The sequence below is a fragment of the Streptosporangium sp. NPDC050855 genome (assembly GCF_044456585.1).
GTDB lineage: Bacteria > Actinomycetota > Actinomycetes > Streptosporangiales > Streptosporangiaceae > Streptosporangium > Streptosporangium longisporum.
The window spans coordinates 39,412-61,530 of sequence record NZ_JBITFY010000027.1 but is presented as its reverse complement, the minus strand read 5'-3'; the positions used below and the strand labels follow the sequence as shown (position 1 = coordinate 61,530).

Below are 22,119 nucleotides of genomic sequence, written 5' to 3'. Positions count from 1 at the left end.
TCCTCGTAGGGCGCGTCCGGGCGGTCAGGAGCCGTGGGCGCCCCGGGCGATGTCCATCAGGCGGGACAGGACGCGGGCGCCGGAGACCCGGACGCCGTCGTGCTCCAGCTCGTTGGTGACCCAGGTCCGCACGTTGCCGACCGCGCGGGCGGTGCGGACGGACAGGCCCTCGTCGACGTACATGTCGTCGTAGTAGACGGCGGCGACCACCGGGACGGTGTTGGCGGCCAGCCGGGCCGGGTCGTACAGGGCGGGCCAGCCGGAGGTCTCCGCCAGGATCTCGGCGGCCCCCTTGAAGGGGCGGAGCGCGGCGATCTCGTCGAACATCCAGGGGTAGATCATCTCTCCGGTGGGGAGCGTCGGCTCGGCGTCGGGGTGGAAGTCCTCCGGCAGCAGCCGGTGCGCGGCCCAGGCGGTGGCGGCCCCCTGGGCGTAGATCGACTCGTGCAGGACCGCGTAGAGCGGGTTGCCGACGAAGCCGGTGGCCATCATGACCTCGTACAGGAACAGGTCGGAGAGCCGGTCACCGGACCAGGCCTCCTCCAGCACCCAGTGCAGGTACTCCGGCCCGTCGCTCATGCCCAGGCACATGCCCAGGGTCTGCAGCCGTCGCACGCTCAGCACGTCCCCGTCGGGCAGGCGGACCTCGTGGTGGCGCAGGTGGTCGGCGATCCCGTCCAGCCGGGCCGAGTCGTGCGGGTAGCGGGCGAAGTGGCGGCGGACCCGGTCGCGGACCCGGGGGTAGGTGCGCGTGTAGACGTCCTCGGCGGTGGCGTCCAGCCCGGCCAGGCCGCCGGTGACGTAGCAGGTGGCCAGGCCCTCGGGCGCCTGCGACAGGTAGGTGAGCGTGATGAAGCCGCCGTAGCTCTGGCCCAGGGTGTCCCATGGCCGGTCCCCGCACAGCTCCCGCCGGATCAGCTCGGCGTCGGCCACGATCGCGTCGGCCCGGAAGCGCGTCAGGCGGGCGGCGAGCTCCGCGTCGGTGCCGTCGATCGTCCTCGCGGTGATCGGGGTGCTGCGCCCGGTCCCCCGCTGGTCGAGCAGCAGGACGCGGTGGGTCCGGAGCGCGTGCCCCAGCCAGCCGTCGGCGGCGGCCGGGCGCGGTGACTTCCCGCCGGGACCGCCCTGCAGGTACAGCAGCCAGGGCAGGTCCTCCCCCCGCCTGGCCGGGTCCACCGCCTCCCGGGCGAAGACCTCGATCGTCCCGGCGCCGGGGTCGGCGTGGTCGAGGGGGACGGTGAACGCGTGGTCGGTGAGTGCCACACCGGGCAGAAGGACGGTCACCCACGGAAAGCTACCCGAGCCGGGCCCGCGTTCCGCCCCCGTTCCGCCTCCGGCGGTCCGAGGGGAGAGCGCGGGGACGTCCCACCCGGCGGGGAGCCGCCTGCGCCGAGGAGGACGCGCCGTGCCGGGACGGGCGGCCCGGCCGTCGCGCGCCGTGCCCCGGCCACACCGCCGCGACGCGGGGGGCCGGGAACGACTCGGTAACGTCACCTTGACGCGGACCTAGTTTTGCCTCTTAAATTTCAATATGAATTAAGCGTCGAAGCGAGTGGCCACCCTCTTCTCCCAGCACGCCGACCGGCGGCGGGCGGGTGGCGCGACGTGCCACGAGCACCGTCTCGGCGCCACCCCGGCGAACCCGCCACCGATCGTCGTCCCGGCGTGCCCGGCAGGCGATCAATCCGTGTTACCACGCAAGGAGCGTTCAAGGGATGACCCAGACCGACGACCGGACCGGCACCGGCCTGGCCCTGTTCCCCACGGGTTTCCGCTGGGGGGTCGCCACCGCGTCCTACCAGATCGAGGGCGCCACCCGCGAGGACGGCCGGGCCCCCTCGATCTGGGACACCTTCGCCCGGACCGCCGGCCGGGTGCACCTGGGACAGACCGGTGACGTCGCCTGCGACCACTACCACCGCTACCCCGAGGACGTCGCGCTGATGCGGGAGCTCGGCGTCGACACCTACCGCTTCTCGGTCGCGTGGCCGCGGATCAAGCCCGACGGCACGGGCCCGGTGAACCCGCGGGGCCTGGACTTCTACGACCGGCTGGTGGACAGCCTGCTGGCCTCGGGCATCGAGCCCATGGCCACGCTGTACCACTGGGACCTGCCGCAGTCGCTGGAGGACCGGGGCGGCTGGACCGTCCGGGAGACCGCCCGATACTTCGCCGAGTACGCGGTGGCCGTCCACGACCGCCTCGGGGACCGGATCCGGACGTGGACGACCCTGAACGAGCCGTGGTGCTCGGCCTTCCTCGGGTACGCCACCGGCGACCAGGCACCGGGCCGCACCGAGCCGGGAGCGGCCTTCCGCGCCGCCCACCACCTGCTGCTGGGCCACGGCCTGGCGGCCCGCGCGCTGCGGTCGGCCGGGGCCAGGGAGGTCTCGGTCACGGTCAACCTCACCCCGGTCTCCCCGCGCGACCCGCTGGACCGGCACGACGTCGCGGCGGCCGGGCTCGTCGACGGCCTGCACAACCGGATCTTCCTCGACCCGCTCCTCAAGGGCCGCTACCCCGCCGACATGTTGGAGCACATGGCCCGTTTCACGAGCCTGGAGCACATCGCCGCCGGTGACGAGGAGATCATCGGCGCCCCGATCGACCTGCTGGGGGTCAACTACTACGCGCCGACCTTCGTCGCGGCCAGGGTGGGCACGCCCTCCTCCGACCGCTTCCCGGGCACCGAGGGCGTCGAGTACCCCGAGCCCGACCTGCCGGTGACCGCCATGGGCTGGCCCGTCGAGGCCGACGGCCTGCGCCGGCTCCTGGTGCGGCTGGCGCGGGACTACCCGTCCACCCCGCTGATGATCACCGAGAACGGGGCCGCCTACCACGACTCCGCCGTGGACGGCCGGGTCGCCGACGCCGAGCGCATCGACTACCTGCGCTCCCACCTGCTCGCCGCGCACCAGGCGATCGGCGAGGGGGCCGACCTGCGCGGCTACCTGGCCTGGTCGCTCCTGGACAACTTCGAGTGGGCGTACGGCTACGACAAGCGGTTCGGGCTGATCCACGTCGACTACGAGACCCAGCGGCGCACCCTCAAGGACAGTGCCCTGTGGTACAGCGGGGTCATCGGCAGGAACGGGATCTGACCGGAGTCCGGCCCGCACCGGCCCCGTACCGCCCCTACCGCCCCGCACCGTCACCCGGTGCGGGGCGGTGCCGCCTTTCAGCGGGCGGCCCAGACCAGGCCGCGCCGGGTGAGCTCGTACACGGTGGGATGACGCAGGTCGTCGAGCCGGTGGCCGATCGCGGAGAAGAAGACCTTCCCCCTCCCCCAGCGGCGGGTCCAGACGACCGGCATGGGGGTCGGCGGGGAGACGAACACGGTGGTGGCGAGCACCTCGTTGCGGGCGTCGGCGAGCATCCAGTACTGCTCGGTCTCGACGGTGAAGTCCCCCAGCCCGGCGACGATCGGGTGGCCGGAGTGCGCGGGGTCGATGCTCACGTCATAGGTGAGGAAGTCGTCCGGGTGGTGCAGGAAGAGGCCGCCGACCATCCGCAGGTAGTCGCGTCCGCCGAAGGCCGCCACCACGCCGCCGTGCCAGCCGGCGAAGCCGGTGCCGTCCTCGACCGCGGCGACCAGGCCGGCCTCCTGCTCGGGGGTCAGCACGCCGTCCGTCCAGCACTGCACGATCAGGTCGGTACCGGCCAGCAGCGACCGGTCGGCGTAGACCTCCAGGTCGCCGGTGACGGTCACCGAGAAACCGGCCGCGGTCAGCTCCGGGATGAACAGCTCGGTCGCCTCGACCGGGGCGTGCCCCTCCCAGCCACCGCGGACCACCAACGCCGTTCTCGTCCCCGCCCCGGTTCTCGTCCCCGGCCCGGTGCCCGCCGACGGCCCGCCGATCGCAGGCCCGCTCATCGGTGTCCCCCCGGTCGAAGGCCCGCCCGTCGAAGGCCCGCCCGTCGACGGCCCGCCCGTCGACGGCCCGCTCATCGACGGCCCGCCGGGGCGCTCGTCAGGGCGGCCGCGCCACCGGCGCCACCGGCGGCACCGGCGGCCGCGGGGGTCGCGCCGGTCGCGGCCGTGCCCGCGGGTTCCCTGCCGGCCGGGCGTACCGCGTGGCTGCGCAGCAGGAAGTCCTCGACCACCAGGGTGGCCGCGCCCAGCGCGACCGCCTCGGCGCCCAGCCTGCCCAGCTCGATCGAGGCCTGTGAGAACGGCAGGGGCAGGGCGTACCGGCCGGCGGCGGCCCGGATCTCGGGCAGGAACTCCCGTCCCAGCAGGGACCCGGCCCAGCCGCCGAGGATGACGCGCTCGGGGTTGAACAGGTTGATCAGGTCGGCCAGCCCGGCGCCCAGGCAGCGGACGGCCTCCTCCAGCGCGGGGCGGGCCAGCGGGTCGGCCAGGAGCGCGGCGAACACGCTCTCCTCGTCGTCGCCCCCCAGCTCCCTCCCGGCCCCGGCGAGGATCGCCTCGGCCCCGACGTACGCCTCCAGGCAGCCCCGGCTGCCGCAGCGGCACGGCCGCCCGTCCAGGACGATCTTCGTGTGCCCCCACTCGCCCGCGCCGCTCGCCGTGCCCCGGTAGGTGACGCCGCCGTTGATGATGCTCGCCCCGGCCCCGGTGCCGATGAAGGTCATGACCAGGTGCTGGGCCCCCTGGCCCGCGCCGAACCAGAGCTCGGCCTGCCCGGTCGTCTTGACGCCGTTGTCGGCGAAGACCGGGATCGAGGTGCCCTCGCGCAGCAGCGCGCCCAGCGGCACGCCGTCCCAGCCGAAGGCGCGGGCGTGGATGAGCAGGTCGGCCCCCTGCTCGGCGACGCCCGGGACGCCGAGGCCCATGCCGATGACCTCGGACTCGGTCGCGCCGGCCTCGGCCAGGACCGCCTCCAGCCCGTCGAGGATGTACCGGGCGACCACGGCGGGCTCGTGGTGGCTGGGGTCGAGGGCGAACTCCTTCCTCGCCCTCTCGGCCATGGCCAGGTCGTACAGCTCGACGCGGACGCGCGTCTCCCCCACGCCCACGCCGACCACGTACCCGTACGAGGGGTCGACCTTGAGCATGATCCGGGGACGTCCCCCGTCGGAGTCGACGGAGCCGGTCTCGACCACGATGCCGTCCGCGATGAGGTCGGCGATCACGTTGCTCACCGTCGCGGCGCTGAGGCCGGTCGTCCGGGCCAGGTCGTGCCTGCTCAGCTCGCCGGCGAAGTAGAGCGTCCACAGGACGACGGACCGATTGCCCTTCCGCACGTCGCGGAGGGTCCCCCGCTGTGGACGGCTCATGGTTCTCCCCGGGCAAGTAATTTCACATGTTAGTACAACTATTCTAGTCACGGCCTCCGCGGGTTCCCCGGGCACACCGGTCCCCGGCGCGGCGTGGTGCGCCGCCCCGGGGGACGAGGTGAGTTTCCCAGACGCGGGGTCAGGACGGCGACGGCCAGAAACCGAGGTCGTGGTCGGCGGCGTAGTCGACGGGCCCGACCGCGCCCGGCTTCAGGGCCTGGGTGTACGGCACGCGCGCGGCGGCGTCGAAGCGCTCCCAGCGGGGCAGCCCGGCGCCGTTGGGGTCGCCGGTGCGGGCGAACCCGGTCCAGTAGCCGATCATCCGGTCCGACAGCTCCCGCTGGGCCGGGCTCAGCGTGACGTTCCGCTCCGGGAACAGGTAGGGCAGGTCGCCCGCGTGGAAGGCGCCGAACGGGAAGTCCGTCTTGACCGGCAGGAACATCGGGGCCCGGCGGTCGGCGAACTGGTAGGCGTAAACCGGGGCCCTGGCGGCCAGCAGCCTGTTCTGCTCGAAGGTCGCGCGGGCCCACATCCTGTCGGTGACCACCGCGGCCCAGGCCAGCGAGGGCGAGCCGTACCTCCGGGGCGGGTACCGGGTGGCCACCCTGGCCGCGTCCGCGCCGAACGCGGCGCGCAGCAGGCCGCGGTACGAGGCGGCGGTGACGGGCCGGCCGGCCAGGTCGTGCGTCATGGCGACGAAGAGCCGGTGCTCGTCGCGGGTGGCGCCGGAGATCACCGGTACCGCGTGCCCGCGGCCGGCCCGCAGCTCGGCCGAGGGCGACCGCGGCAGCGTCTCATTGCCGTACGCGTAGGACTGGAACATGTTCATGATCTGCGGGACCTTGAGAATCGTCCTCACCGGCAGGGCGCGCAGGCAGCGCAGGTCGGAGCAGCCGAGCTTCCCGGCCGCGTACCGGCCCGTCTCCTCGACCTGGGCGGCGGGGAGCCAGGCGTAGTCCGGACGGCCGGGCACGCCCTCGCCCATGCTCCCGGGGAGCATGTCCATCATCGTCTCGCCGCTCTGCATGACGGCCCGGTCGAACAGGCCCCTGGCCTTCGGCGAGGTCAGGTGCCCGCCGATGCTCATCGCGCCCCACGAGACGCCGAACACGGTCACGTTGCGCGGGTCGCCGCCGAACGCGGCGGCGTTGCGGCGCACCCAGCCCAGGGCTGCCTGCTGGTCCTGCAGCCCGTACGTCCCCGACCCGGCCAGCCCGGGATATCCGAACCCGCCGAACACCCCGAGCCGGTAGTTGATCGTGACGACCACCACGTCCCCCCGGGTGGCCAGGCGGCGCACGTCGGTGAGGTCCCCCGAGCCGAGGGCGCCGTCCCCGTGGATCCACACCATGACCGGCCTGCCGGTCCTCGGGGTGCGCGGCACGGTCACGTTGAGGAACAGGCAGTCCTCCTCGTCGCTGGTCACCTTCGCGTAGTCCGCGCCGACCTGGGGGCACATGGCGCCGGGCCGGGTGGCGTCCCGGGTCCCGGCCCAGCGGGCGGCCGGGCGCGGGGAGCTCCAGCGCAGCTCGCCGACGGGCGGGGCCGCGTACGGGACGCCGTTGAAGATCCTGTGCTCGCCGGTGACCGTGCCGCGCAGGGCCCCGGTCTCGACGCGCACGACGCGCGGGTCGTCCGCGCCGGTCCGGCGCGGCTCTCCGTCCGGAGCCGCCGCGCACGCCGCCGCGAGGGCGGTCGTCGCCAGAACGCTCATGATCTTTGTTCGCATGTCCTCCACGCTGTCAAGGGCGGGGCGGGGCGGGCAGAGCCGTCGATACGCAATGCCAGGGGACAAATGTCCCGGCCGGGACGGGTGCGGGAGCGGGAGTGGATCGGCCGAGGGTCCCGCGCCGCTCTCCTGGGCCGGAGCGGCCCCGGTTGTTAGGCTCGGCCACCGAGCAAGTGCTCACTTTCGAACGAGGCGGGGCGGACGATGACGGCAGAGGACACGGCCCGGAGCGGCGTGCGGACCCACGGGCACTGCGACCCCCGTTTCTCCCGGGTACGGGAGGTGTTCGACGGGCACTTCGCCGACGGAGAGGAGCTGGGCGCGGCGTTCGCGGTCTTCGTGGACGGCGAGCCGGTCGTCGACCTGTGGGGCGGGACCGCCGACCGCAGGAGCGGGCGCCCCTGGGAGCGCGACACCCCCGTGCTGGCGTACTCGTGCACGAAGGCGGTGACCGCGACGGTGGCGCTGTCGCTGGCCGAGCGCGGCCTGCTCGACGTCTCCGCCCCGGTCGCGGACGTCTGGCCGGAGTTCGCCCGCCGCGGCAAGGACCGCGTCACCGTCGAGCACCTGCTCACCCACCAGGCGGGGCTGCCCGCGATCGAGGAGCCGGTCCCGGTGGAGGAGTTCGAGGACCAGGCCGCCATCGCGGACCGGCTGGCCGGGCAGGCCCCGATCTGGGAGCCCGGGACCGCGCACGGCTACCACGCGCTGACGTACGGGTTCCTGGTCGGCGAGGTGATCCGCAGGGTGTCGGGCTCGTCCGTGGGCGAGATCGTCGCCGCCGAGATCTCCGGGCCGTCCGGCCTGGACCTGTGGGTGGGGGCCGGCGACGACGTGGCGGCGCGGGCGGCGCGGCTCTCCGCCGGGGACCGCAGGCCCCCCGCTCCCGACGGGCCCCCGGCGGCCCCGGACGCGGACGCCGGGAGCACGGCGAACCGGGACGCGCTGAGCCGGGATCCCGCGGGCGGGGGCGCGGGTGCCGGGGGCCCGGCGAACCCGGCTCCCGCGCAGGAGGGCCGTGCGGGCGGGACCCCCGCGAGCGGGAGCCCCGGGGACGAGGACCCGCTCCTCCGGATGGCCCGGGCCGCGCTGGACAGGGACAGCCTGATGAACCGGGCGCTGGGCAACCCGCCGATCCACCTGCTGCCCGGTGGCGCCAACCACCCGCTCGTCCTGCGCGCCGGCTGGCCCGCGATGGGCGCCGTCACCACCGCCCGCGGCCTGGCGGGCTTCTACCGCGACCTGGTCGCCGGGCGGATCGTCCGGCCGGAGACCCTGCGGGAGGCGACGCGCAGGAGGGTGAACGGCCCGGACCGGGTGCTGTTCGTCGACAGTTCCTTCGGCCTGGGGTACATGCGCCCGGCGATGACCTTCCTCACCCCGCCCGCCGGCGCGGAGTCCGCGTTCGGCCACACCGGCATGGGCGGGTCGCTGGGCCTCGGCGACCCCGCGTACGGCCTGGGCATGGCGTACACGATGAACAGGATGGCCGGCGCCGTCTCGGGCGGTCTCCGCGGCCACCGCCTGGCCGAGGCCGTCTACGAGTCGCTCACCCGGGACCGCGCGGCGCGCTGACCGCCGGGGCCCTCCGTCACGTCCGGATCCTCGCGAACCCGGCGGCGCTCACCCGTGTTCTTCGCCGAACTTGACCGATCGTGACAACCGACCACATGGGTGAGACCGTCGAACAAGCGACGGCACGCCGAAGGGGGCTGGATGGTTCCGGAATACCGCGAGATCCGGGAGCTCGGTGCCGGCGGGGGCGGACGCGTGGTGCTGGCCACGTACGCTCCCACCGGGGCCTACGTGGCCATCAAGTATCTCGACGCGGCCCTCAAGGACGACCCCGGCTTCCTGGCGCGCCTCCGGGCGGAGGCGCGCGTCCTGGTGGAGTTGCGGGATCCGAACGTGGTGGGGCTCCACGAGTACTACGAGGACGTGCTCGAGGCCGCGGTCGTGATGGAACTGGTCGACGGTGTCGCGCTCCGGCGGATCCTGGACGAGCACGGCACGACCAGCCCCGAGGCGGCGCTGGCCGTGCTCAGGGGCTCGCTGCTCGGCCTGGCCGCCGCGCACGACGCCGGGGTGCTGCACCGCGACCTCAGGCCCGAGAACGTGCTGGTCCAGGCCGACGGCGGCAGCAAGCTGGCCGACCTCGGCATCGCCCTCCCCTCCGGGCACCCGGGCGGCTTCGCCTACCTGGCGCCCGAGCGGCGGCAGGGGGCCCCGGCGAGCGCGGCGGCCGACGTCCACGCGGCCGCGTGCGTGTTCTACGAGTGCCTCACCGGCCGCAGGCCACCGGAGACCGGCCCCGGCGTCGCACCGGCGCACCGCGGCGCGACGCCCGTCCCGGTCGACGAGGTGCCCAGCTCGGTACGCGGGCTGATCACCCGCGGCATGGCCGTCGACCCGGCGGACCGGCCGCGGAGCGCGCGGGAGTTCCTCCAGGAGGTGGAGGCCGCCGCGCCCGCGGCGTACGGGCCGGAGTGGGAGCAGCGCGGGCGGCGGCATCTCGCCGAGGCGGCCACGCTGCTGGCGCTGACGTTCCCGCTGGCGCGACCGGCGGAGGCCGGGCCCGCGGGCAGAGGGGGCGTGTTCGGCCGGGGAGGCCGGGCGGGACGCGCGGGGCGGGCGGACCGGATCCGGCGTCCCCGGCTGGGACCCAGGACGCTGGCCGTGCTGGGGGTGATCACCGTGGCGATGACCGCCGGGGTGATCGCGGGCAACCGGCCGCAGGACAGGCTCTCCGCGGACACGATCTTCACCCCGCCGCCCGACTCCGCGGTGGTCGAGGAGACCCCGGTACGGCGGCGGACGCGCGCGACCGCGCCGGCGGGCCCCGGGGAGCCGCGACCCTCGCGGAGCACGGTCGACGATCGGATCCCGTCCCCCTCACGGGCCACCCCCGCCGACCGCGCCGCCCCGCTCCCCGTCGTGCCCCCGACGCCCCCGGCGCTCCCGGAACGCCCCCGCACGACCGCCCCCGTCCCGACCGGCTCCCGGACACCCTCCGCCCGCCCGCCGGACCCCACCCCGCGCGTCACGCCGGGCCCCACGGGGTCGCCCACCGGGACGCGACGGCCACCGGCGCCCGCGCACACGGTCGGCGACCTGTCGATCCCGCGGATCGACGCGCACGGGGCCGTGATCCGTCTCCGCGCCTCCACGACCGGCGACGTCACGCTCACCGTCACGTTCGCCGAGGGACCCGACCCCGGGCGTCTCGTCGAGGCGCCCCCGCGCACCGTCGTGCTCGGCGGGTCCACGTCCTACTCGCACGCCCTCCCGTACGCCTTCGCCGACCCGGCCTGCGGGCACACCGTCCACCGCCGGGTCACGGTCTCCACCGTGCCCGGGGCCCCCGGCGGGGCCTTCGGCCGCACCGAGGAGGTCCGCGGCGAGCCGTGCGAGCCCCCCGCGGTCTCCATCACCTCCTTCGACGGCACCACCGTCGCGTTCCAGGTGACGACCTCCGGCCCCGCGCCCGTGACCGTCCGGCTCGGCTTCGCCCAGGGACCCGGCGGGGCCCACGGCACACCGCCCTCGGACACGCGGGAGCTGAAGCTCTCCGGCGACACCGAGTACGCGCGGGAGGTGACCGGGAAGTTCGGCGAGCCGCAGGGGTGCGACGGGCACGCCACGCGGCTGGTGACGATCACCACCCTGCCGGTGGGCGCCGTGTCCTCCAGGACCGCCCTCGTGGACCTGCCCCCGTGCTCCCCCGACCCCGACCCCGACCCCGACTCCGCCCCCGACTCCGGCCCCGACGCGGACGCCGGATCGCCCGGTCCCGGCACGCCCCCGGAGCGGCCCGCTCCCGAGGCGGCTCCCGGCCCGTCCGGTCCCGGCCCGTTCGGTTCCGGCCCGTCCGGTTTCGGCCCGTTCGGTTCCGACGCGGGTCCGGGGCGGGCGGACGTCCCTGAACCGGCCGCCGACGAGCCCGGTCCCCGCGGAGCGGGCCGGAGCGGCATCTCGTGAGGCGACCGAGCGTTCACCGGGTCGACGGGCGAGGGCCGGATCGGCGAGAGCCCCGGCCGAAGGGACCCCGGCCGAGGCCCCCGGTCGACGGGACCCCCGGGCGGTCGTCCCCGGCCGGTGGAAACCTTGGAGCGGGGGACGTCCGGGCCGCCGGAACCCCGGCCCCGGCACGTCCCGCGGGCATGCCCTCCGCAAAGGCCCGGCCGTGCGGTGACCGTACGGACACGGCGTGTACCAGGAGGTGACGGCCTGCGCATAGTGTGGAGACGCCGGCCCGGATCCAGCCACACGGCGGTCCACTCGACGAAGCCGGCGTGAGGTCCTGATGGACGAGGTGGCATCGGTCGCCCGCAAGCGCCGGCAGGCAACGGATCTGCCGTCCGAGGTGACCAGTTTCGTAGGCCGTCGGCATGAGACCGCCGAGGTCAGACGCCTGTTGTCCGTGGCCCGCGTGGTGACCCTCACCGGTCCCGGCGGGGTCGGCAAGACCCGGCTCGCCCTGCACGTCGCCGCCGACGTCCAGCGGGCCTTCCCCGACGGGGTGTGGCTGGTCGAGCTGGCCGGGCTGCGGGACCCGGAACTGCTCGTCGGGTCGGTGAGCGAGATCCTGGCCATCCGGGACGTCTCCACCCGGCCCCCCGCCGAGGTGCTCACCGAGTACCTGCGGCCGAAGCGGGCCCTGCTGATCCTGGACAACTGCGAGCACCTGCTCCGCGACTGCGCCGTGCTGGCGGAGAGCCTGGTCCGCTCCTCCCCGGGCCTGCGGATCCTCGCCACCAGCCGTCAGGCGCTGGGCATCGCCGGAGAGCAGAGCCTTCCCGTGCCGCCGTTGCCGTTGCCCCCTCCCCCGCCGGACCCGGACCGCCCCGCGCCGCCCGCGGCACCGCCCACCACCTCGGAGGCGGTACGGCTGTTCACCGAGCGGGCGGCCTCGATCGTCCCGGGGTTCGCGGTCACCGACGGCAACCGCTCCGACGTGGAACGCATCTGCCGCAGGCTGGACGGCATCCCGCTCGCGATCGAACTCGCGGTCGTACGGCTGCGGGCCCTGTCCCCCGCCGAGCTGCTGGCCCGCCTGGACGACCGCTTCCGGCTGCTGACCGGGGGATCGCCCGCGGCGCTGCCCCGCCAGCGGACGCTGCGCGCGCTGATCGACTGGAGCCACGTCCTGTGCACCGAGCAGGAACGGCTGCTGTGGGCGCGCATGTCGGTGTTCACCGACGGCCTGGACCTCCAGGCGGCCGAGGCGGTCTGCTCGGGGGACGGCATCGAGCGGGACGAGGTGATCGACCTGGTGATCGGGCTGGTGGGCAAGTCCATCCTGATCCGCGAGGACCACCCCGGCACCCCCTCGGCCGCGCGCTACCGGCTGCTGGAGACGCTCAGGCAGTACGGCCGGGAGCGCCTGGTGGCCTCGGGACAGGAGACCGCGCTGCGGCGGCGCCACCGTGACCACTACCGGCGGCTGTCGGCACAGGCGTACGCGGAACGGTTCGGCCCCGGCCAGGTGGCCTGGTTCGGCCGGTTGAAGCTCGACCACGCCAACCTGCGCACCGCGCTGGAGTACTGCTTCACCGAACCCGGCGGGGCGCCCGAGGCCCTGGGCATGGCCGCCGACCTGCTCTACCACTGGATCACGAGCCACTACCTCGGAGAGGGACGCCGCTGGCTGGGCCGGGGCCTGCTCACCGGGACCGGGCCGGACGGGATCAGGGGCCGGGCCCTGTGGTCCGATGGCTGGCTGGCCGTCATCCAGGCCGACATGACCGCCGCGGAGACGATGCTGGAGGAGGCCGAGAAGATCGGCAGGAGACCGGGACAGGAGGCGATCCTCGGCTACGTCGCCCTCTTCTCGGGGATGATCGCGATGTCCCGGAACGAGGTCGACGTCGCGATCAGGCTGTACGAGGACGCGGCGGAGCGCCATCGCGCCGAGGACGACCCGACCGGTCAGGCCGCGGCGCTCATCCGGCTCTGCCTGGCCCACTCCTTCCGGGGGGACTGGCCGAACTCGATCTCCGTCGGGGAGAGCTGCCTGGAGCTCTGCGACGCCCACGGGGAGGGCTGGCACCGGGCGTACGCCATGATGGCGCTCGGCGTCGCGGTCTGGCGCCAGGGTGACGCGCGGCGTGCGATCGAGCTGGAGAAGGAGAGCCTGAGGTTCAACCGCTCGATCGACGACCTGCTGGGCACCGGCGTCAACCTGGAGGTGCTGGCCTGGATCGCCGCCGCCGAGGGCGACCACCTCCGGGCGGCCAGGCTGCTGGGGGTCCTGGAGCGGATCTGGAAGGCCCTCGGGGCGCGGCTGTCCGGGTACGGGCACCTGATGTGCTACCACGACGAGTGCGAGGCCGTCGCGCGCCACGCGCTGGGCGGGCCCGCCTTCGACGCGGCGGTCCGGCAGGGGGCCAGGATGACCTGTGATGAGGCGATCGCCGCCGCCCTGGAGGAGCTCGACCGCCCCGTCGCCCAGGTCGCCGAGGCCGAGCCGTCGCCGCTGACCCCCAGGGAGACGGAGATCGCCCAGCTCGTCGCCCGCGGGCTCAGCAACAGGGACATCGCGACCACGCTGACCATCGCCCAGCGCACCGCGGAGGGCCATGTGGAGCACATCATGACCAAGCTCGGCTTCCACTCACGGGCCCAGATCGCGGTCTGGACCGGCGAGCGCAACCGGACCGGCGACCGCGACGGTTCCCGGGACGGTTCCCGGGACGGTTCCCGGGACGGTTCCCGGGACGGTTCCCGGGACGACGACGCGGGCACGAACGGACGCCACCCGCCTGGCGCCTGACGACGCCCTGGACGCGGACGGGCACGGTGGGCGAGGTTGCCGGGCCCAGGGCACGCGATCGGCCGCGAGAGGGCCTTCAGGAGACGCGAGGGGGCCCGGGACCGGCCACGAGAGGGCTTCCCGGGAGCGCGAGAGGGGCCGGGAGCGTGAAGGAGGCCGAAAGCGCGGGGGGCCGAGAGCGAGGGGGATCCGAGCGAGGGGGAGACCGGAGCCGGTGAGTGCGATGCTCACCGGCTCCGGCCTTCGGCGGGAGACGACGGGTCGGGGGACCCGCGCTCCGCCTCGGGGAGTGGCGGGTGGGGTTCAGCCCTGCGCGGGGGATGCGGTGAGCTCGAACCAGACGGTCTTGCCGGTGGCGGTACGGGCGCTGCCCCAGCAGCAGGAGAGCAGTTCGAGCAGGTACATCCCGCGTCCTCGCTCGTCCTCGTCGCGCGCCCGGCACACCCGGGGCAGGGAGGGGTCGGCGTCCTCGACCTCGCCGCGCAGCATGCCGTCCGTGAAGTACAGGGCGAGACGGATGGCCCCCCGCGAGTGGCGCAGAGCGTTGGTGACCAGCTCGCTGACCAGCAGTTCGGCGACCTGGCTGTGCTCGTGCAACCCCCAGCCCTCCAGGCAGTCACGGGTCATGTGACGTGCCCGGGGCACGGAGGAGGAGTCGGGGGCGAACAGGTGCCAGCGCTCCCGGACGACCGGGCGGCCGGGGTCCGTGGACGGCCGTCCGATGGACACCGGTGAGACGGCCTGCGGGCACGGCTCCGACGGTGTCGTGCCGTCCGCGTCGTCACGGGCGCACGAGGTGCCGAAGACGTGGACGGTCCCGGAGGCGTCGGCGATGCCGGACGTCCCGGTGGGGGCGGTCGCCTCGACGGCCGAGGCGGGGGGTACGGGGGCCGCGGGGGGTACGGGAGACGCGGGGGGTACGGGGGACGCGTCGAGGGTGTCGGCGACGCGGAGGGGGCCGCTCACGCCGCACGCCCCAGGGAGTCACGGTGCACGGGGATGCCGTGCACGGGGACGCTGCTCCCGTCCGGAAGGAGTGCTCCGGTGTCGTCGAAGACCACGACCCCGTTGCAGAGCAGGCCCCATCCCTGTTCGGGATGGAAGACCACCAGATGGGCGGCGTCGTGGTCGGGGGCGCTCGCCAGGGGACATCGAGGCTGGTGCTGACACATGGCTCGTACCTTCGATCCTTCTCCGCTTGCAGGAGCCTTTGCTGGATGAGACCAGCCTCTCGCACAAGCGATTCCTACACATGGGGACAAATACCTACATGACTACCCATATACCCCAAACAGGAGGAAAACTCGCAGAAAACCCCAGACTACCCGAGGTATCGGGGAAGCGAAGGCCCGGGCCGACCGGGCGCGAGGCACTTTGGTAGATCTTTTGATGAAGAGGTTTGGTGGGGTGAAGTCCAAAATCGGCCGCTGACGTCGTTGTTTGTTCGATTCCGTGACCGTGGGTGACACGACGAGCACGCTAGTGTGTCGTAAATCCCCCTTTTGTCCGGGTAACCTCCCTCGTCACGGAAGACATCCGGTCAATGGCACCGCCACACGCGTCCCACCGCCCCCGCGGTCGGTCGTCGTGCACGTGCCGTCGTCCAACCTCGTCTCCCGGTGGCCGGGTCGCAGGGCGGAGCGACCGGACGCACGGCCGCCGGGGGTCCCCCTGATGCCTCACATGATTCCTGAGATGCAGAAGTTCATCGAGCTGCTCGAGAGCCAGCTCGGTTACTCCGAGAAGAGCGGCGGCTACACCAAGTTCGGCAGCTGGTACGGCAAGACCGTCGAGTTCGACGCCGACTACACCTCCGCGCCGTGGTGCGACATGTACCTGTCGTGGGCGGCCAAGCAGCTCGGCTACGAGGCCTGGGTGGGCCAGTTCGCCTACACCGTGTACCACGCCGAGTGGTTCCGGGAGCAGGACGCCTGGGGGACCACCCCCAAGCCCGGCGCCATCGTCTTCTTCGACTGGGGCGGCTCCGACAGCATCGACCGCATCGACCACGTGGGGATCGTCACCGCGGTCGAGGGCGGCAGGATCCACACGATCGAGGGCAACATCGACGGCGGGGTCGCCAAGCGCAAGCAGCGCGAGACCGACAAGGTCGTCGGCTACGGGTACCCGGAGAAGATCAAGGCCCGGCTGGACAGGGAGGCCCGGCAGGAGACGATCCAGAACCCCGCCACCGTCAACGGCCCGGTCGGCCCCACCACCGACGCGCCCGGGCTCGTCGCCGTCGTCCCCACTCCCGCCCCCACCCGCTCCTCCACGGGTTCCGGTACGGGTTCCGGTACGACCAAGGCCTCCCCCAAGCACGCCAGGAAGCCCGCCGAGCAGGCCGGGGAGCAGGGCCACCGGCCCGCGGACGGCGACAGGACGTCCTCCTCCGAGAAGGGCGACACCCGCCCGGGCGACGCCGCGGAGACGCCGAAGAGCACGACCGGGACCAAGGCCGGCGTCCAGGCCAAGGGCCCGGCCGTCGCGGGCCGTACCGCGCAGGGCAAGCAGGGCAAGCACGCCAAGGCGTCCACCGCCGACACCAGCGCGCTCGCGACCACCCCCGTCGCCGCGAGCGGCGATCTCACCGGGTACACCCCGGAGCTCGGCACCCCCGCGGTGCTCGCACCGGTGCTGCTGGCCGCGGTCGCGATCCTCGCGCACACCAAGGCGAAGCAGTCGCGGCTCCGGTTCGCGGCCGCCGCCGAACGCGCCGTACCGGTCGCGCCCCCTCGCAGGTCCCCCGGCCGCCGCCGCGCTCCCGGGCGGCGCCGCATGCCGAGGAACGCGCCCGTCACGGCCCGTCTCGTCGGCAGGCCCCAGGAGCTCGTCCCGGCCACCACGTCGTTCACCCCGGCCGCGGCGGCCGAGTTCCCCGCGGTCACGGCCCCCGTCGACGTCCTTGAGGAGACGAGGGCACGGACCCCGCGCGACGATCGTGCCCGCGCGCCCTACCAGGGCAGGCGCCGCCTGCACGAGCGTCCCGTGGTGGAGTCGTCCACCTTCGTCCAGGACGCCCCCCTGCGCGGCCGCCGTCATCGGCGCAGCGACTCCATGGTCAGCACGACCATCGCGGCCGGCCCGGCCGGGCCCGCCCCGTCCACCACCTCCGCCGTGCCCGCCCGCCCCGCCTCGCCGGGAGGTCCCCGGGTGCCGGCCGGTCCCGCCGTCCCGACCGTGTCGGCGCGTTCGGCCGCGGTGGGCCACCCGGCCTCCGCGCCGGGAGCGACCGCCGTGTCCGTCCCCGCGCCGCACGAGGGCCGGGGCCGTCCCGTCACCCGGACCGGACCGTACGCGCCGCCGGCCGAGTCCGGCGACATCCTCGTGCACAGCGGCTACCGGGGACGCCGCCGGGCGAGGGTCCCCGCCTAGGGACGTCGCCCGGCCCCGGCCGGATCGGGCACCGGGCCGGGCGGAGACGTCAGCGGTGGTCGGGCGGGCGCTGTGCCATGCTCCGGCGCAGCTCCTCCAGCTCCGCCTCCAGCCCGGCGATCCGGGTGTCGGCCCCGGGGCCTGCCGGACCCCGCCGGGGCTGCTCGGAACCGTACGGCGACCGCGGCCGTACCGCCCGGGTGTCCCCGGGCGCGCCCGGATACGGGTGGGCCGGCTGCTGCTGCGGGTACGGGTGCTGCGGAGCCCCGTACGGCTGCGCCTGCGGCGGGTACTGCCCGTGTCCCGGCACCGGATGGCCGGGCCCGGCCCCGTAGGGAGCCGGCGGGAACGGGGCCGCTCCCCTGGCCCGGCGCCTGCCCCTGGCGACCGCGACGATCGTGCCGATCACGAACAGCGCGGCCAGTCCGCCCCCTCCCCACAGCAGCCACGGCAGGATCGGCGTGCCGCTCTCGTCCTTGCCCGCCGTGATGGCCTGCTGGGAGTCGCGGATGTACGTGGCGACGTAGGGGTGGCTCGGCTGGAGCGCCTGCACCTCGCGGAACCTGGGCAGCGCGTCGGAGTACCTGTTCCGGAAGAACAGGTCGAGCGCCTCGTTGTACGCCGTCGTCGTCGCCGACCGGGCGGGCTTGATGTTCTTCTCGTTCAGCTTCTCCTTGACGACGCTGACCGGCAGCACGAAGCTCTCACCCTCGGTGGAGCCGCCGTCCTGCTGGATCAGGCCGCCGACGAGGATGCCGATGACCTTGCCGTTCCTGCCGAACACCGGCCCGCCCGAGTTGCCGGGGTAGGACGGCGCCTGGGTCTGGATGTACGGCACGCCCTCGGGGGTCTGGCGGGTGGCGTTGTAGGGGCCCTCGGTGAAGGCCGGGTCCAGCTTGGACTCGATGTTGAAGATCGAGGTCTGCGTCACCGTGCCGGGGAACCCGCTGATGTAGAGGGTGTCGCCGACCCGGACGTCGGAGTCCTCGCCCAGCGGCACGGTCGGCAGGTTGCTCTGCCCGTTGGCCTTGAGGATCGCGACGTCCTTGCCCGGGTAGACCGTGCCCTTGGCCACCAGTTCGAGCGGCACCGTCTTGGTGGTCTTGTCGACGCCCCCGCCGGGCAGGCTCTGCAGCAGCGAGAGCGAGCTCTGGACGTTGCGGATCTTGATGTTGTCCGCGTTCCAGACCTGGAAGATCTTCGCCGCGGTCCGCAGGATCTCCTCGTCGGAGGCCACGTCACCGAGCTCGGCGACCAGGTCCGCGGCGTCCTTCTCGTTGATCTTCGTGAGGGCCTGGGTGGCGAAGGTCTTCGCCAGCGCGGTCTCCTCCTGGCCGACGCAGTGCGCCGCGGTGACCATGTAGCCGTCCGGCGTGACCCACCAGCCGGTGCAGAGCCCTCCGGCCGTCGCCTCGACGACCCGCTCCCGCCCGCCGGGCGAGAAGTAGCGGCCCGGGTTCTTGGCCATCTGCTGCACGACCCAGCGGTAGATGCTCCTCTCGTCGGAGGAGATCTTGCCGGTCTGTACGGCGGCGACCCCCTGCTGGGTCAGTCCCTTGATCGCGTCCAGGTTCGCCACGGGCGTCGGCACCGCCACGTCGGCCGTGTAGGAGACCGAGGTCAGCTGGACGGCCGGGTGCGTCCTGGCGGCCAGCCACGTCCCGACGGGGACGTCGACCTCTTCGGGTTGCGCCGTCGCGGTACCCGGCAGTGCCAGTGTGCCCGCCAGCACCAGGCCCGTCACGGCGCCGATTCTTGCCCACATCTGCGTACTCTCCCCAAACTCGCTTCCCGGGGCGAGAGCATGACGGGAGCGACTTGAGGGGCACTTGGAAGCGACTGGGAGAGGTACCGGACGTTCCCGCGGCACACGCGGGCCGTTCCGGGACAGGCGTCCGGGAGACGCCCGGCGGGACGGTCGAGGCGTCTCCCGGACGCGACCGGCCCCTCTCAGGCGTGACCGGTCCCCCGGCGACCCCGGCCCCTCAGAAGGCGTGACCGGCCCTTCAGAGGTCCCTCAGGAGGTGTGACCGGGCCCTCAGAAGGCGTGACCCCCTTCAGAAGGCGCGAGCGGCCTCTCAGGAGGCGTGGCCGGCCCCGACGAGCTCCCGGCGCGGCTCCGGCTCCTCCTCGTCCTCCTCCTCGTGGCCCTCCACGGAGAGGTTCGGCAGGATGCGGTCCAGCCACGGAGGACACCACCAGTTGAACCTGCCCAGCAGCACCATGGTCGCCGGGACCAGCAGGCCCCGGATGATCGTGGCGTCCACCGCGATGGCCACCGCCAGCCCGACGCCGAAGATCTTGACCATGGGGTCGGGGTAGGCGATGAAGGCCACGAAGACCGCGACCATGATCAACGCGGCGGAGGTGATGACCCGGCCGGTCGAGCCCAGCCCCTCGGCCACCGCCCTGCGGTTGTCGCCGTGCCTGAGGTAGGCCTGGCGCACCGCGGTGAGCAGGAAGACCTCGTAGTCCATGGACAGGCCGAACAGGATCGCGAACAGCATCAGCGGGATGTAGCTGTCGATCGGCACCGTGAAGAAGATCGTGCTCAGGTAGGAGCCGTCCGTGCTGACCGGCGGGTCCATGCCGACCAGGCCGCTGCCCAGCCCCAGGGAGAACACCAGCGACAGCGCGCCGAACGCGGCGCCGAGCGAGACCAGGTTCATCAGCGCGGCCTTGATCGCCACGACCGGCGAGCGGAACGCCAGGAGCAGCAGCAGCGCGCTCAACAGGATCACCACGCCGACGACCAGGGGCGTGCGGCCGGCGATCCTGTCACCGGCGTCGGCCATGCCGGCGACCTTCCCTCCCACGTGCACCTGGGCGCCGGGGACGTCGAGCGCGCGTACCGCCTGGACCACCTCCAGGGCGCGGGGGTCGGCCGGGGCGTAGTCGGGGATCGCCTGCAGCAGCGCCGCCGTACCGCCCTTGTTGAGGACCGGGTCGGTGACGTGGGCGACCCCGTCGACGTCCGCGACGCGGTCCTTGAGGAGCTGCAGCACGGCCGGGGCGGGCTCGCGGTCCACGACCCTGACGTCCAGGTCCGCCACCACGACCAGCGGCCCGTTCATGCCGGGCCCGAACCCGGCCTGCAGCAGCTCGTACGCGCGCCGCGTGTCGGTGCCCCGGTCGCTGTAGCCGTCGTCGAGCGTGCCCAGCCTCATCGCCAGGGCGGGCGCGGCCAGCGCGCCCAGCAGGGCGACGCTGAGCGCGAGCACGGTCCAGGGGCGCCTGGCCACCCACAGGCCCAGCCCGGTCCAGCCGGAGGAGCCGTGGTTGCCCCGGCGTCCCAAGAACGGCAGGCGCAGCGCGTTGACGCGGTGCCCGAGCAGGCCGAGCAGCGCGGGGACCAGGGTGACCGAGGTGAACACCGCGGCGACGACCGAGATGCCGGTGATCCAGCCGAGCGTCTGCAGCAGGGGGAAGCCCGCGAGCAGCAGCGCGCTGAGCGCGATGATCACCGTGCCGCCGGCGAACACCACGGCGCCGCCCGAGGAGGCGACCACCCGGCGGACCGCCTCGTGGACCGGCACCCCGTCGGCCAGCAGCTTGCGGTACCTGCTGAGCAGGAAGAGCGCGTAGTCGATGCCGACGCCGAGGCCGATCATCGTCGCCATGATCGACGCCTGCTTGGGCACGTCCAGCAGGTGGCCGAGCAGGCTGATCACGCCGAGACCGGTCGCGATGCTGATCAGCGCGACGAAGATCGGGATCATCGCGGCGACCAGGGTGCCGAACGCGAGCAGCAGGACCAGCAGCGCGCAGACGATGCCGATGATCTCACTCGTCCCGGTCTTGATCTCCTTGTCCGCCGGGTTGGACGAGTCGGCCGGAACCGCCTCGATGCCCGCCTGCCGTACGGGCTCGACCGCCTCGGAGACGAGCTTCGTCGTCTCGCTCCGCGTGGCGGAGCCGCCCTCCTCGAGCTTGACGGTGATGAGGCCGATCTCCAGGCTGGGCGCCAGACCGCCGACCCGGTAGGGGGTCTTCACCTCGGCCACGTTCGGCACGTCGCGGACCTGGTCCACGGCGCGTTCCACCGCGCGTTTCCTGGACTTCGCGGTGAGCGCGCCGTCAGGCGAGTAGAGGACCATCTGGAAGGTGCCACCGGTCTTGTACTCGGAGCCGAAGCCCTCCTTCATCAGGTCCAGGGCCCGCTGCGCGTCGGTCCCGGGAATGCTGGTGTCGTTGCTGGTGGGGCCGGGAAAGAACACCGAGCCCGCGGTCAGCAGCACCGCCGCCGCCACCCACAGCGCCAGCACCGCCCTTCCGTGCCACGCGCACCAGCTTCCCAACCGCCCCAGCAAACCAGACATCGATGTCCGCCCCGTATGAATGTGAAATGTGCCTGAAACATCGTCCTGTACGGTCGTACAAACCGACGATATAAGGGTATGCGGGTATATTGCGAAACGGTGCGGACGGCGTGGGAATGAGACGATGACCACACTTGACCCTGGAAGCGACACACGCGACCGGATCCTGGACGCCGCCCGGCGGCTGTTCGCCGAGCGCGGCTACGCGGCGACCTCGCTGGCCGACATCGCCTCGGCCGTGGGCCTGACCAAGACGGCCGTCGCCTACCACTTCCATCCCAAGGACCGGCTGGCCACGGAGCTCATCTCACCGGCCAGCGAGGACATCGTGGGCCTGCTCGAAGGCGACTTCGACGACGACCGGGCCTTCGTCGAGGCCCTGGTGACCTTCATCGTGCGGCACCGGGCGATCATCCGGTTGATCATGGAGGACATCAACACGGCCGACGACGCGCCGCCCGGCTCCCCCGGTGAGGCCCTGCGCGCCTTCCGCGACCGGATCTACCGGCGCCTGGCCGGGTCCGACCCCGGCCCCGAGCGCAGGGTCCGTGCGTGGGCCCTGCTGGGCTCGCTCCAGTACGCGGTGGTCAAGACGATCGACCTGTCCGAGGAGGAGGTCAGGACGACCCTGCTGACCGCCGCGCTGGCCTCCTTCGAGTCCGGGTCCCGCTGATCACCGGCTC

Annotated in this window: 14 protein-coding genes; 6 read left to right on the top strand and 8 right to left on the bottom strand. The window is 73.6% G+C overall.

The window, feature by feature from the left end; translation table 11 throughout:
- Positions 1–24: 24 nt before the first annotated feature.
- Positions 25–1,284: an alpha/beta fold hydrolase gene (locus ACIBCT_RS36445; protein WP_399196556.1), complete on the bottom strand. Its 1,260-nt coding sequence runs from the start codon at positions 1,282–1,284 to the stop codon at positions 25–27.
- A gap of 431 nt (positions 1,285–1,715) precedes the next feature.
- Between ACIBCT_RS36445 and ACIBCT_RS36440 the strand changes: the two genes are divergently transcribed.
- A complete protein-coding gene (locus ACIBCT_RS36440) occupies positions 1,716–3,101 on the top strand; it encodes a GH1 family beta-glucosidase (protein WP_399196555.1) in 1,386 nt (461 codons plus the stop codon).
- Positions 3,102–3,178: 77 nt separating this feature from the next.
- On the opposite strand, the gene ACIBCT_RS36435 is transcribed toward ACIBCT_RS36440, so the two are convergent.
- The 3 genes from ACIBCT_RS36435 to ACIBCT_RS36425 form a co-directional block, all read right to left on the bottom strand.
- The gene (locus ACIBCT_RS36435; RefSeq protein ID WP_399196554.1) at positions 3,179–3,874 is read right to left on the bottom strand and encodes a ThuA domain-containing protein; all 696 of its coding nucleotides are present in this window, start codon (positions 3,872–3,874) and stop codon (positions 3,179–3,181) included.
- Between the two features lie 71 nt (positions 3,875–3,945).
- Entirely contained in the window at positions 3,946–5,208 is a 1,263-nt protein-coding gene (locus ACIBCT_RS36430; RefSeq protein WP_399196553.1) for an ROK family transcriptional regulator, read from the bottom strand.
- Between the two features lie 172 nt (positions 5,209–5,380).
- Positions 5,381–6,970 carry a carboxylesterase/lipase family protein gene (locus tag ACIBCT_RS36425; RefSeq protein WP_399196552.1) on the bottom strand — a complete coding sequence of 530 codons (1,590 nt, stop codon included), beginning with the start codon at positions 6,968–6,970 and terminating at the stop codon, positions 5,381–5,383.
- A gap of 204 nt (positions 6,971–7,174) precedes the next feature.
- Here ACIBCT_RS36425 and ACIBCT_RS36420 point away from each other — a divergent pair, with 204 nt between their 5' ends.
- The 3 genes from ACIBCT_RS36420 (at position 7,175) to ACIBCT_RS36410 (ending at position 13,742) form a co-directional block, all read left to right on the top strand.
- Positions 7,175–8,545: a serine hydrolase domain-containing protein gene (locus tag ACIBCT_RS36420; protein ID WP_399196551.1), complete on the top strand. Its 1,371-nt coding sequence runs from the start codon at positions 7,175–7,177 to the stop codon at positions 8,543–8,545.
- 141 nt (positions 8,546–8,686) lie between these two features.
- Positions 8,687–10,948, top strand: a complete 2,262-nt coding sequence (locus ACIBCT_RS36415; RefSeq protein ID WP_399196550.1) for a protein kinase — start codon at positions 8,687–8,689, stop codon at positions 10,946–10,948.
- A gap of 325 nt (positions 10,949–11,273) precedes the next feature.
- The gene (locus tag ACIBCT_RS36410; RefSeq protein WP_399196549.1) at positions 11,274–13,742 is read left to right on the top strand and encodes an ATP-binding protein; all 2,469 of its coding nucleotides are present in this window, start codon (positions 11,274–11,276) and stop codon (positions 13,740–13,742) included.
- A 303-nt stretch (positions 13,743–14,045) separates the two neighbouring features.
- Here the strand turns inward: ACIBCT_RS36410 and ACIBCT_RS36405 are convergent, their stop codons facing one another.
- Positions 14,046–14,708 (bottom strand): ATP-binding protein, encoded by a 663-nt coding sequence (locus ACIBCT_RS36405; protein ID WP_399196548.1) that lies wholly within the window; start codon positions 14,706–14,708, stop codon positions 14,046–14,048.
- Positions 14,705–14,914, bottom strand: a complete 210-nt coding sequence (locus ACIBCT_RS36400; RefSeq protein ID WP_344906661.1) for a DUF5999 family protein — start codon at positions 14,912–14,914, stop codon at positions 14,705–14,707. Before ACIBCT_RS36400 ends, ACIBCT_RS36405 begins: the two co-directional genes overlap by 4 nt.
- Before the next feature lie 523 nt (positions 14,915–15,437).
- Here ACIBCT_RS36400 and ACIBCT_RS36395 point away from each other — a divergent pair.
- Positions 15,438–17,117 (top strand): CHAP domain-containing protein, encoded by a 1,680-nt coding sequence (locus ACIBCT_RS36395; RefSeq protein WP_399196547.1) that lies wholly within the window; start codon positions 15,438–15,440, stop codon positions 17,115–17,117.
- A gap of 49 nt (positions 17,118–17,166) precedes the next feature.
- Here ACIBCT_RS36395 and ACIBCT_RS36390 read toward each other — a convergent pair whose 3' ends face one another.
- Both ACIBCT_RS36390 and ACIBCT_RS36385 read right to left on the bottom strand, forming a co-directional pair.
- Positions 17,167–18,882 carry a trypsin-like peptidase domain-containing protein gene (locus ACIBCT_RS36390; RefSeq protein WP_399196546.1) on the bottom strand — a complete coding sequence of 572 codons (1,716 nt, stop codon included), beginning with the start codon at positions 18,880–18,882 and terminating at the stop codon, positions 17,167–17,169.
- A 313-nt stretch (positions 18,883–19,195) separates the two neighbouring features.
- Positions 19,196–21,436, bottom strand: coding sequence for an MMPL family transporter (locus ACIBCT_RS36385; protein ID WP_399196545.1), 2,241 nt, complete (start codon positions 21,434–21,436; stop codon positions 19,196–19,198).
- Between the two features lie 124 nt (positions 21,437–21,560).
- Between ACIBCT_RS36385 and ACIBCT_RS36380 the strand changes: the two genes are divergently transcribed.
- Positions 21,561–22,109, top strand: coding sequence for a TetR/AcrR family transcriptional regulator (locus tag ACIBCT_RS36380; protein ID WP_399196544.1), 549 nt, complete (start codon positions 21,561–21,563; stop codon positions 22,107–22,109).
- The last annotated feature ends 10 nt before the right edge of the window (positions 22,110–22,119 follow it).